Annotated in this window: 13 protein-coding genes and 1 pseudogene; 6 read left to right on the top strand and 8 right to left on the bottom strand. The window is 69.9% G+C overall.

All coding sequences use genetic code 11. The annotated features are described in order from the left end of the window. The first annotated feature begins 87 nt into the window (after window positions 1-87). Window positions 88-357, top strand: coding sequence for a BrnA antitoxin family protein (locus tag B2U11_RS12995; protein ID WP_292072284.1), 270 nt, complete (start codon window positions 88-90; stop codon window positions 355-357). Window positions 358-400: 43 nt separating this feature from the next. Then, window positions 401-607, top strand: a pseudogene (locus B2U11_RS12990) (translational GTPase TypA); the annotation flags it as partial. A 64-nt stretch (window positions 608-671) separates the two neighbouring features. Here the strand turns inward: B2U11_RS12990 and B2U11_RS12985 are convergent. After that, window positions 672-2,324 carry a GNAT family N-acetyltransferase gene (locus tag B2U11_RS12985; RefSeq protein ID WP_292072282.1) on the bottom strand — a complete coding sequence of 551 codons (1,653 nt, stop codon included), beginning with the start codon at window positions 2,322-2,324 and terminating at the stop codon, window positions 672-674. A 155-nt stretch (window positions 2,325-2,479) separates the two neighbouring features. Between B2U11_RS12985 and B2U11_RS12980 the strand changes: the two genes are divergently transcribed. Then, the gene (locus B2U11_RS12980) at window positions 2,480-2,977 is read left to right on the top strand and encodes a hypothetical protein (RefSeq protein WP_292072280.1); all 498 of its coding nucleotides are present in this window, start codon (window positions 2,480-2,482) and stop codon (window positions 2,975-2,977) included. A gap of 64 nt (window positions 2,978-3,041) precedes the next feature. Here B2U11_RS12980 and B2U11_RS12975 read toward each other — a convergent pair whose 3' ends face one another. Then, window positions 3,042-3,284 carry a GlsB/YeaQ/YmgE family stress response membrane protein gene (locus tag B2U11_RS12975; RefSeq protein ID WP_292072278.1) on the bottom strand — a complete coding sequence of 81 codons (243 nt, stop codon included), beginning with the start codon at window positions 3,282-3,284 and terminating at the stop codon, window positions 3,042-3,044. 166 nt (window positions 3,285-3,450) lie between these two features. On the opposite strand from B2U11_RS12975, the gene B2U11_RS12970 reads away from it, so the two are divergent. Next, window positions 3,451-3,825 (top strand): helix-turn-helix domain-containing protein, encoded by a 375-nt coding sequence (locus B2U11_RS12970; protein ID WP_292072286.1) that lies wholly within the window; start codon window positions 3,451-3,453, stop codon window positions 3,823-3,825. Window positions 3,826-3,863: 38 nt separating this feature from the next. After that, window positions 3,864-4,649 carry a histidinol-phosphatase gene (hisN, locus tag B2U11_RS12965; RefSeq protein ID WP_292072275.1) on the top strand — a complete coding sequence of 262 codons (786 nt, stop codon included), beginning with the start codon at window positions 3,864-3,866 and terminating at the stop codon, window positions 4,647-4,649. Window positions 4,650-4,832: 183 nt separating this feature from the next. On the opposite strand, the gene B2U11_RS12960 is transcribed toward hisN, so the two are convergent. The 3 genes from B2U11_RS12960 to B2U11_RS12950 form a co-directional block, all read right to left on the bottom strand. Beyond that, a complete protein-coding gene (locus B2U11_RS12960; protein WP_292072272.1) occupies window positions 4,833-5,834 on the bottom strand; it encodes an alpha/beta fold hydrolase in 1,002 nt (333 codons plus the stop codon). Further along, window positions 5,831-6,757: a class I SAM-dependent methyltransferase gene (locus B2U11_RS12955; RefSeq protein WP_292072270.1), complete on the bottom strand. Its 927-nt coding sequence runs from the start codon at window positions 6,755-6,757 to the stop codon at window positions 5,831-5,833. Before B2U11_RS12955 ends, B2U11_RS12960 begins: the two co-directional genes overlap by 4 nt. A 119-nt stretch (window positions 6,758-6,876) precedes the next feature. Beyond that, window positions 6,877-7,659, bottom strand: a complete 783-nt coding sequence (locus B2U11_RS12950; RefSeq protein WP_292072268.1) for a class I SAM-dependent methyltransferase — start codon at window positions 7,657-7,659, stop codon at window positions 6,877-6,879. A gap of 251 nt (window positions 7,660-7,910) precedes the next feature. Here B2U11_RS12950 and B2U11_RS12945 point away from each other — a divergent pair, with 251 nt between their 5' ends. After that, window positions 7,911-8,384: an Hsp20 family protein gene (locus tag B2U11_RS12945; RefSeq protein WP_201216018.1), complete on the top strand. Its 474-nt coding sequence runs from the start codon at window positions 7,911-7,913 to the stop codon at window positions 8,382-8,384. An 11-nt stretch (window positions 8,385-8,395) separates the two neighbouring features. Here the strand turns inward: B2U11_RS12945 and B2U11_RS12940 are convergent, their stop codons facing one another. Genes B2U11_RS12940 through B2U11_RS12930 form a run of 3 tightly spaced genes read right to left on the bottom strand, consistent with a single transcriptional unit; the run spans window position 8,396 to window position 9,968 of the window. After that, a complete protein-coding gene (locus B2U11_RS12940; RefSeq protein ID WP_292072263.1) occupies window positions 8,396-8,752 on the bottom strand; it encodes a PilZ domain-containing protein in 357 nt (118 codons plus the stop codon). A gap of 44 nt (window positions 8,753-8,796) precedes the next feature. Beyond that, window positions 8,797-9,117 carry a 2Fe-2S iron-sulfur cluster-binding protein gene (locus B2U11_RS12935; protein WP_292072261.1) on the bottom strand — a complete coding sequence of 107 codons (321 nt, stop codon included), beginning with the start codon at window positions 9,115-9,117 and terminating at the stop codon, window positions 8,797-8,799. A gap of 53 nt (window positions 9,118-9,170) precedes the next feature. Then, a complete protein-coding gene (locus B2U11_RS12930) occupies window positions 9,171-9,968 on the bottom strand; it encodes a succinate dehydrogenase iron-sulfur subunit (RefSeq protein WP_201216011.1) in 798 nt (265 codons plus the stop codon). Window positions 9,969-9,995 lie beyond the last annotated feature (27 nt).

Below are 9,995 nucleotides of genomic sequence, written 5' to 3'. Positions count from 1 at the left end.
AGCCGCATTGTCTGGTCTTCACCGATCGGGACGGCGACGTCCGGGCGATCAGCCTGCGACGCGCTCATCAGAAGGAGTTCAAGCGTCATGCCCCGCAAGATTGACCTGACCGATCCCGAAAACCCGGAATGGACCGAGGCCGATTTCGTTCGGGGCCAGGCGGCGTCCACCCTGCCCGCAGCGGTTATCGACGCCTTTCCTCGCACCGCGCGGCGTGTGCGGGGCGCACAGAAGGCCCCGACCAAGACGCCCGTGTCGCTTCGCCTGGACGCTGATGTGGTGGCCTATTTCAAGGCGACAGGTCCAGGCTGGCAGACGCGCATCAACGATGTCCTGTCCAAGGTGGCGCGCAGTTGAACCTCCTCAACCCTTCCTCAGCCCCAGCATCCCCAGCCAGCCGCCGCTGGNNGGCAAGCAGCTGACCAACGTCCGCGCCTCGGGCAAGGACGAGGCCGTGCGCCTGACCCCGGCGCGCAAGATGAGCCTGGAGCAGGCCATCGCCTATATCGAGGAAGACGAACTGGTCGAGGTCACGCCCAAGTCGATCCGCCTGCGCAAGGAGGTCCTGAACCCCTCCTTCCGCAAGAAGCGCGTCCGCGCCGACTGATCGGCGGCGCCACGCTGAAATGAAGAAGGCGGCTCGCAGGAGCCGCCTTTTTTGTGCGCCGAGGCTACTTCTTCAGACCCAGCAGCCCCAGCCAGCCGCCGCTGGTCAGCAGGGCCACGTCCAGCAGGGCGAGCGGCAGGGGGGTGGAGGCCGGCGCCGCGATGAAGCGGGGCGTCCAGCGCGGCGCGAACTTGGCCTTGTAGCTGCGCAGGCCCTGGAAGCCGTAGAGGGCGCCGCCCTCCTCGAACACCAGGGCGCCGACGCGGGCGAAGACGGGGGCCAGGCGGCGATCTTCCAGCCCCGCCAGCGGCGCCATCCCCAGGTCGAAGCGGGCGATGCCTTCGCTCTTGGCCCACTGGATGCAGCGCGTGAACAGATAGTCCATCACCCCGTGGGGCGCCTCGGGGCTGTGCCGCATCAGATCGACGGCCGCCTCGCCCGGCGTGACCAGAAGATTGGCGAAGGCGACGACGCGGCCGCCCTCGCGGATCACCGCCAGCGGCGTCAGGTCCAGATAGCCGATGTCGAACCGGCCCATGGAAAAGGCCTTTTCCTCGCCGTTGTGCAGCGACAGCCAGGCGTCGGACACCGCGCGCAGTTCGGCCTCCAGCGGGCGGGCCGATCCGGGCGGCAGGACTTCGAAGCTCCCGCCCTCGCGTTCGGCGCGGTTCAGGGCCGTGCGCAGGTTCTGCTTGCTCTTGCCCTCGATGGAGAAGGCGGCGGCGTCCACCACCGCCGTCTCGCCCACCTTGCGGACGGCCAGCCCCATGGTCGCCAGCTCGCCCAGCATGGGCTCGCCGACCGAATAGAAGACCGGCGCCCCGCCATAGCTGTCGGCCATCTCGGCGAAGGCCCACAGCAGGTCCTGGCGTTCCTGGGGCGCGCCGGCGGGTTCGCCCATCACGATCCATCGCCGCCCGCGCACGCGGTAGGTCAGGAAGCTGCGGCCCGACGGGCTGAACAGCAGGGCCTTGTCGCCCAGCATGGCCAGCCAGGCCTCCGGCGTCGCCTCTCCGGCGGTCTCCAGCGCGGCGCGGGCGCGGGCGATCTCCTCGGGACCGGCGGGGCCGTGATCGTGCGCGCCGGGCGAACTCAGCAGCGAACGCCCCGCCACGACCAGGGTCAGCACCGCCAGCGCCAGGCCGGCGCGCAGGAAGCCGGACGCCTGGCGGTCGCCGATGAAGCGCCACCACAGCTCGTCGGAATAGGCCACGTCGCGATATGCGAAGAAGCCCAGCCACAGCATGGCGCCCACCACGGCGATCAGCAGCAGCAGCCAGCTCGGCCTCAACGGCTCGCTGAGGCGCGAGCGCCGGATGAAGGCGGACCGGCAGGGGGCCAAGAGGGCCGCGACCAGGATCAGGTCGACCGATTCCTCCCAGTCCAACCCCTTCAGCACCGAGAACACGGCGCCCACCGCCAGCACGGCCAGCGCCGCCCAGTAGGCCCCCCGCCGCCGACGCCACAGGCCCGCCGACAGCAGCATCAGCAGAAAGCCCGCGATGGAGGCGACCAGATGGGACAGGTCGATCAGCAGGGGAGAGACGACACCCGTGAGCTGACGAAGCCGGCCGTCCAGCTCGGGCGTCACGGCCGAGGCCAGCATCAGCGCGCCGGCGGCGAAGGCCACCACGGCGAACAGCTGGGGCGTCAGCTCGTAGCCCAGGCCGAGCAGGCGGCGCAGCAGCCTAAGGGCGTGGTCAGGACGGCGCGGCAAGCCGATCTCCGATGATTCGTTTGCAGCGCCCCAGCATAGACCAAGAATCGGCCAACTGGGGCGGCCGCGGGGTCATTTCGGGGCGGCCGAAACAATATGAAACATGGCGGATTACCTCTGTGCGGGCGTCGGGCCCGCGTCACCGGGGCAATCCCATGAACTTCAAGACCGCTCTTCTCGCTGGCGCCGTCGGCGCCGTCCTGACCGCCGCGCCGGCCCTGGCGCAAGAGGCCGCCGCGCCCGCCCAGGAAACCGCCGCTCCCGCGCAGCAAAGCCTGCAGCTCACGCCCGGCGCGACGGTTCGCGGTCCCGACGGCGCACTGGGCCAACTTGAAGGCGTCCAGGCCAACGCCGAGGGCGGTCAGGAGCTGACCGTGCGCGGCGTCGACGGCCAGCTTCGCGCCGTGCCGCTGGGCGGCATCCGCCAGGAAGGCGCCGATGTGGTCGTGGCCTACACCAAGGCCGAATACGACGCCGCCGCGCCGATCGCCGGCGCCGCCCCCGCGCCCGCCGCGGCCCCGGCGCCGTCCAGCGATCCGCTGGCTGATCCGACGACGCCTGACCCGTCCTCGACCATGACGGACCCGGCCGATCCGGCGACGACCGCCGATCCGATGGCCCCGCCGACGGACTCGACCGAACCTCAGGCCTGAGGCTTCGGCCATGCAGAAAGGGGCGGCTCGACGAGCCGCCCCTTTTTCACATCCGCCGAACCGATCAGGCGCGACGCTTGATCAGTCCCAGCAGGAACAGCAGGATCACGGCGCCGATGGTGGCGACGATGGTCGAACCGATCCAGCCGCCCCAGGCGAAGCCCAGCGCGTTGGCGATGAAGCCGCCGATCAGGGCGCCGACGATGCCGACGATCAGATTGGTCAGCAGGCCGTGGTTGCGGCCCATGATTTGTTCGGCGAGCCAGCCGGCGATGATGCCGATGATGATCCAGGCGATAATACCCATGCTCAGTATCCTTCCTTCCAAAAGCCAAGCTGTCAGCTAAATGCACGTCGCGCCGACGGGTTGCCTGAGGCCGGGCATTCCCCTGGAGCGCGATCCCGGCACGCGCCTTGCCGCCCTGGAGGCGAGCCGTCCCGATGCGGGACGACAGGCAGACGAGGAGCCGGCCATGGCCGCCGACATCGACCTTCACCTGGGCCGCCGCCTGCGCCGGCGCCGGCGGCTTCTGGGCCTGACCCAGCAGCAGCTGGCGCTGCAGGTCGGCATTCGCTTCCAGCAGATCCAGAAGTACGAATGCGGGGCCAACCGCATCTCGGCCGCCCGCCTGTGGCAGCTGGCCGAGGCGCTGGAGACGCCGGTGGCCTACTTCTACGAAGGCCTGGCGGAGGCGCTGGAGGCGCCCGCGCCAGGCCGCGCCGAGGTCTTCTCCCGCCGCGAGACGCTGGACCTGATCCAGGCCTTCTACCAGCTGGACGAAACCCCGCGTCGCCGGCTGCTGGATCTGGCCAAGTCCCTGCACGTCGAGGGCGCGCCCGCCCGCTGAGCGGTTCCGCCCGGATCGGTCATGCTCTATGAGGCCGCATGACCGAATTCGAAGCCTTCGCCGTCGACCTGGCCCGTGACGCGGCGCGCGTGACCCTGCCGCTGTTCCGTTCCGACATCGGCCACGACGACAAGGGCGGGCCAGGCGGCTTCGATCCCGTGACCGAGGCGGACCGCCAGGCCGAGGCGGTGATCCGCCGACGCATCGCCGAACGCTATCCCGACCACGGGGTCATCGGCGAGGAATACGGCGCGGACCGCCCCGACGCCGAACACGTCTGGGTCCTGGACCCCGTCGACGGCACCCGCGCCTTCATCGCCGGCCTGCCCCTGTGGACCACCCTGATCGCCCTGCGGACGACGGGAACGCCGACGGTCGGGGTCATCGCCCAACCCTATCTGGACGAAATCTTCGTCGGCGGACCCTCCGGCGCGCGGCTGCTGCGCGGCGAGAGCGAGACGCCGCTGGCCGTGCGGGCCTGCGAGCGGCTGAACGACGCCGTGATCGCCACGACGGACCCCGACATCTTTACCGGCTCGGAACTGGGCGCCTGGACCCAGGTCCGGGCCGCCGCCCGCCTGGCGCGCCTGGGCTGCGACGCCTACGCCTACGCCATGCTAGCCGCCGGGCGTATCGACCTGGTGGCCGAGGCCGGGCTGAAGCCCTGGGACTGGTCGGCCCTGGTCCCGGTGATCCGCGCCGCCGGCGGCGCGGTGGTCAACTGGCGAGGCCGGGCGCCCGACGATGGCGGCCAGGTCCTGGCCGTGGGCGACGCCCGCCTGATCGACCAGGCCCTGGTGACGCTGCGGCGCGCGGCGCTGTAGCGGCGAAAAACACCGTCTGAATGGTGTGAATAGTCTGAAATTGCGCGGCCTCTCCGCAGGGAAGGATCGAGCCGCGCATTATAGACGGTGTTCGGACCCTGTTCGGTCGAAGGCCGGGGGCGGGCGCTAAGCGATTGATCTTCCAGCGGTGTCGTCGCCGAAATAGGCGCGCAGGACGCCGTATCAGGCGCCCGTCGTCTCCAGCATCGGGGCCGCCGTGTCGGCCAGGGCGTCGAATTCCTGCAGGAATATCCCGCGCATCTCGTCCGCCTCCATGATGATCTCGTGGCGCGCGCCAGGGATTTCGACGTAGCGGCCGCGCTCCAGCCGCTTGGCGGCCCAGCGGCTGGTCTGTTTCCAGACCAACTCGTCGCGGTCGGCCTGGACCACGGTGACGGGGATCTTCACCGCCTTCAGGGCCTTGGGCTTCAGCGCCCGTTCGCCGGCGTCGATGGCGAAGGCCAGCCAGCCGTAGGTGGGGGCGCCGACGGCCAGGTGCGGGCAGGCGAACAACTGCTGGCGCCACAGGTCGTAGCGGGCCGCGTCCGAGGTCAGGCTGTTGCCCTCGAAGTCGTGGTCGAACGGGTCGTCGACGTCGTCCAGCACATAGTCGCCGGCCTTGCCGTGACGGATGTTCCAGCGCAGCGCCAGCTTGACCGACCACATCGAGCGCTTGCCCGTCTTGACCCGCAGCATGGGGCTGGACAGCAGGGCGGCGGCGAAACGGTCCTCGCCGGCCTCAAGCGTCAGCAGGTTCAGGCAGGCGCCCATCGAATGGCCGACCATGATCCAGGGCTTGGGCATCCGCGCCTGATAGGTTTCCAGCAGGCGGCCATAGTCGTCCAGGAACTCCTCGACCGCGCGGGCGTGTCCCTTCAGCCGGTCGGGCAGCAGGCGGGCCGACAGCCCCTGGCCGCGCCAGTCGTGGGCCAGGACGCACCAGCCGCGCGCCAGCAGATTGCCGATGAATTCATAGTATTTCTCGATCGGCTCGGTGCGGCCGGCGCTGAGCACCACGGTGCCGCGCGGGGTCTTGGCCACCATCGGCGACGGCGTCCACAGCGCCGCGCGCAGGCGCATGCCGCCCGCGCCCCGGAACCAGTCGCCTTCTCCGCCGGGCGGCGGGGCGGCGCCGGGCACGCCCATCAGCGGGGCATGGGCGGCGAAGGCTTGGGCGCGGTTCACACGGGCTTCCTGAATTTCAAAGTCATGCGGTCGCTCTCGCCGATCTCTTCATACGGCGCGCGGTCGAAGGCGGGGTCGGCGGGCTCTCCGCGCGGGGCGGTCAGCCGCATGGGCGGCAGGGTGTCGACGCCGAAAGGATGGTCCTTGGTGTCCTTGTCGTTGGCGTTGACCTCTGAGGCGGCGACGAAGACGAAGCCGGCCTCGGCGGCCAGCTGCCGGACGAACGCTTCCTGGACGTATCCGTTCGCCGCGACCGGGTCCTGATCCTCTTCAGGGCCGAGCCGGTGCTGTTCGACGCCCAGCACGCCGCCGGGCTTCAACGCGGCGTAGGCGTCGGCGAAGGCCTTCTCCGCGATGCCGGCCGCCATCCAGCCGTGCAGGGTGCGCATGAACAGCGCCATGTCCGCCGTTCCCGCGGCGGCCACGGGCCCGCTGGTCGCGCCGAAGGTCGAGAACTGCGGTTCGCCGTAAAGGCGGCGATCAGACGAGAACCGGGCCCTGAAGGCGGCGTTCAGCGCCGCCTGGGCCGGATCGGCCGTCGGGCCTTCGGGGAACAGGGCCGCGACATAGGCGCCCGCGCCCTTGGCCAGATAAGGGGCCAGGATTTCGGTGTACCAGCCGCTGCCCGGCCAGAACTCGATCACCGTCATGCGCGGCTGCAGGCCGAAGAAGCGCAGCGTCTCCATCGGGTGGCGGAAGGCGTCACGGGCCTTGTCCTGCGGGGGGCGCCAGGCGCCGGCGACGGCCCATTCCAGCGATCCCTCTGGCGGACCCTGCGGCCCGGCGGGCGCCGCGGCCGTCGTTTCCTCCTTGCGGCCGCAGCCCGACAGCGCGGAACCCAGGCCCGCCAGCGTCAGTCCGGTCGCGCCCGCCAGCAACGTCCGGCGCGACACGCGGTCCTGGTTCGCTGCAAAATCGGCCATCAAACATCCCTGCGGAGCGTCGTCCCCCGGCGCCCGACCGCGTTCGGCGGTGACGGGGCGATCACGGGCTTACTCAGGTTCGACGCCGGGGTCAAAGCCCCGGGGCCCGCCCTTGCGGACTATTCCGGCTTGCGGAATCTCAGGGTCATGCGGTCGCTCTCGCCTATGGCGTCGAAGGCGGCGCGTTCGTCGGGCGTCAGGGTCCGGCCCTGATCGTCCGAGGACCGACGAACCGGCGGCAGGGTCCAGACGCCGAAGGGGTGGTCGCGGTCGTCGGCGGGATTGGCGTTCAGCTCGCTGCGGGCCTCCAGCACGAAGCCGGCGTCCTGGGCGGCCTTGATGACGTAGCTTTCCGGGACGTAGCCGGTCGGGGCCACGTCGACGACGTTCAGGCCGTCGACGCTGCGATGCTGTTCCACCGCCAGGACGCCGCCGGGCTTCAGCGCCTGGAAGAAGGCGGCCAGATAGGGCTCGGTGCGGCCGCCGCGTGACCAGTTGTGGAAGGCGCGCGCCACCAGGATGAAGTCGGCGGTCCCCGGCTCGACCCCCATGCTCTCCAGCGGCCGGTTGACCGGCACATAGCGCCCGCCCGTGGCGGCGGCGTAGGGCTCCAGGATATGGCGCCACCAGCTGGCGCCGCCGGGCTCGATCTCGACCACCGTCATGCCCGGCGCCAGGCCCCAGAAGGTCAGGGCCTCATAGGGGTGACGCCACGGGTCGCGCGCGCGGTCGGCCTCGGGCCGTGTGGTCGAGGCGACGGCCGCCTGAAGGGCTGCGTCCTCCTGCGGTTCGGGGATCGTCGTCGACAGGGCCGAACGCGGCAGCGCCGGGGTCGGCTGCGCGAGAGCCGCGACGGGGGCGGCGCAGACCGCGAACGCGGCGGCGAGAAGGGCGTGACGCATGGAATCCTCCCGAGATTTCCTTCCTCCATAGCAGTCCGGGAGCGGCGACCAAGTCCGTCTGGCCCGCCCGGACGAATTGACGCGCGGACGTCTTGACGGGCCAAGGGCGCATCCCATCTGAGCGTTCGAGAACGCCGATCCCGGGTTCTCCAGACCCGCCGGGGCCGATTTCGGGCCGGCAGGACTGATCCCCATCCGTCCGGGCCAAACCGCCGGGCGGCTCAACCTTGCTGATCCTCAGGAGGATGCTGATGCGTACCTATGATTTCACCCCGCTGTACCGTTCGGCCGTCGGCTTCGACCGTCTGGCCAATCTGCTGGAAAGCGCCGCGCGCACCAGCCAGGACACGGGCTATCCGCCCTACAACATCGAGACCACGGGCGAGAACGCCTATCGCATCGAGATCGCCGTCGCCGGCTTCACGCCCGACGAGCTGAACATCGAGGTGAAGGAGAACCTGCTCACCGTCACCGGCCGCAAGACCGCCAACGACGACGCGACGCAGAAGACCTATCTGCACCGCGGCCTGGCCGAGCGCGACTTCGAGCGCCGGTTCCAGCTGGCCGACTATGTGGTCGTGACCGAGGCGAACCTGGTCAACGGCCTGCTGTCGATCGCGCTGAAGCGGGAACTGCCCGAGGCGCTGAAGCCCCGCCGTATCGAGATCGGCGCGGGAACGCCCTTGATCGAGGGCAAGGTCAAGGCCGACAAGAAGGCCGCCTGATCGGGTAAACCCTAACGGCCGCCCGCGCGGAGCCAGGCTTCGCGCGCGGCGGTCATCCGGGCCGGCACCAGACCTCTCAGCGAGGTCGGGCCGGCCTGTTTGATTCCGGCCTTCTGGCCCTTCTGCCAGACGACGACGCCCGGATAGGCCAGGCCTTCGGCCACCTCGATCACCACGACCTCGCGCGGCAGGGCGGCGCTGCGGTCCAGCCGCAGTCGAAAGCCGGCCGCGGACTGGTCGACGATCAGGCAGGCGGTCTCCACCGTCGAGGCGACGACCACGCCACGCGCATTGGCGGCCCGGCGGGGCTCCTGGCGGCGGTCGGCCGGGTCGGGCGCCCGACCGAATTTCGAACCGAACAAGCTCACGAGGCCCTCAACGCGCCAGCCGCGGGATGGCGCCGCGCGTCACGTCAATGCTGGTTTTCGGGCAGGCGCACGATCAGGCCGTCCAGGGCGTCGGAGACGCGGATCTGGCAGGACAGGCGCGAGTTCGGCTCCACCTCCTCGGCGAAGTCCAGCATGGATTCCTCCATGGCGCTGGGCGACCCCGTGGCTTCGCGCCAGGCCTCGTCGACATAGACGTGGCAGGTGGCGCAGGCGCAGGCGCCGCCGCAGTCGGCGTCGATGCCCGGCACATTGTTGCGGATCGCGCCTTCCATGACCGAAAGGCCCGGCTTCACGTCGACGACGTGCTCGGTCCCGTCATGCTCGATGTAGGTGATCTTGGGCATGGGCCGCTCTTAGACCAGGGCGCGGCGGAGGCAAGCCTCCGCCGGCCGAATCCTTACGCCGCCTGCTTCTTGCGGCCGGGGGCGATCATCAGCTTCTTGGTCTCGGCGATGGCCTTGGCCGGGTTCAGCCCCTTGGGGCAGACCTGCGCGCAGTTCATGATCGTGTGGCAGCGATAGAGCTTGAACGGGTCTTCCAGGTCGTCCAGGCGCTTCTGCGTGGCGTCGTCGCGGCTGTCGGAAATCCAGCGATAGGACTGCAGCAGGGCGGCCGGGCCCAGATACTCTTCCTGGTTCCACCAGTAGCTGGGGCAGGAGGTCGAGCAGCAGGCGCACAGGATGCATTCGTACAGGCCGTCCAGCTTCTCGCGGTCGGCGGGCGACTGGAGACGCTCCTTCTCCGGGTCCGGCTCGTCGGACTGGAGATAGGGCTGGATGGAATCGTACTGGGCGTAGAACAGCGACAGGTCCGTCACCAGGTCCTTGACCACCGGTTGGTGGGGCAGGGGGGCGATGGTGATGTTGGACGACTGGCACTCGTCCCAGCCCTTGGTGCAGGCCAGGGTGTTGCGCCCGTCGATGTTCATCGAGCAGGAGCCGCAGATGCCCTCGCGGCACGACCGCCGGAACGACAGGGTCGGGTCGATGGTGTTCTTGATGTGGATCAGGGCGTCCAGCAGCATCGGGCCGTGATCGCCGGCGGGCACCTCGTAGGTGTCCCAGCGCGGATCGGCGTCGACCTCGGGGTCGTAGCGATAGACCTTGTAGGTCTTGACGTCCTTGGAGCCGGGCGCGGCCTTGAAGACCTTGCCGGTCGTCGGCTTGGAGCCCTTGGGGAGAGTGAGCTGGACCATATTAGTAAACCCGCGCCTTGGGCTCGA

Origin of the sequence: Brevundimonas sp. UBA7534, from assembly GCF_002479325.1 — a bacterium.
In the GTDB taxonomy this organism is placed as follows: domain Bacteria; phylum Pseudomonadota; class Alphaproteobacteria; order Caulobacterales; family Caulobacteraceae; genus Brevundimonas.
Note: the sequence above shows the minus strand (reverse complement) of the source record. Positions and strands in the feature narration are given on the sequence as shown.

Excerpts from the sequence above, each read along its gene's own strand:
- B2U11_RS12950 (WP_292072268.1), bottom strand. The coding sequence starts at position 7,659 with ATGCGTCACGCCCTTCTCGCCGCCGCGTTCGCGGTCTGCGCCGCCCCC.
- B2U11_RS12955 (WP_292072270.1), bottom strand. The coding sequence starts at position 6,757 with ATGGCCGATTTTGCAGCGAACCAGGACCGCGTGTCGCGCCGGACGTTG.
- hisN (WP_292072275.1), top strand. The coding sequence starts at position 3,864 with ATGACCGAATTCGAAGCCTTCGCCGTCGACCTGGCCCGTGACGCGGCG.
- B2U11_RS12995 (WP_292072284.1), top strand. The coding sequence starts at position 88 with ATGCCCCGCAAGATTGACCTGACCGATCCCGAAAACCCGGAATGGACC.
- B2U11_RS12980 (WP_292072280.1), top strand. The coding sequence starts at position 2,480 with ATGAACTTCAAGACCGCTCTTCTCGCTGGCGCCGTCGGCGCCGTCCTG.
- B2U11_RS12975 (WP_292072278.1), bottom strand. The coding sequence starts at position 3,284 with ATGGGTATTATCGCCTGGATCATCATCGGCATCATCGCCGGCTGGCTC.
- B2U11_RS12945 (WP_201216018.1), top strand. The coding sequence starts at position 7,911 with ATGCGTACCTATGATTTCACCCCGCTGTACCGTTCGGCCGTCGGCTTC.
- B2U11_RS12930 (WP_201216011.1), bottom strand. The coding sequence starts at position 9,968 with ATGGTCCAGCTCACTCTCCCCAAGGGCTCCAAGCCGACGACCGGCAAG.
- B2U11_RS12970 (WP_292072286.1), top strand. The coding sequence starts at position 3,451 with ATGGCCGCCGACATCGACCTTCACCTGGGCCGCCGCCTGCGCCGGCGC.
- B2U11_RS12935 (WP_292072261.1), bottom strand. The coding sequence starts at position 9,117 with ATGCCCAAGATCACCTACATCGAGCATGACGGGACCGAGCACGTCGTC.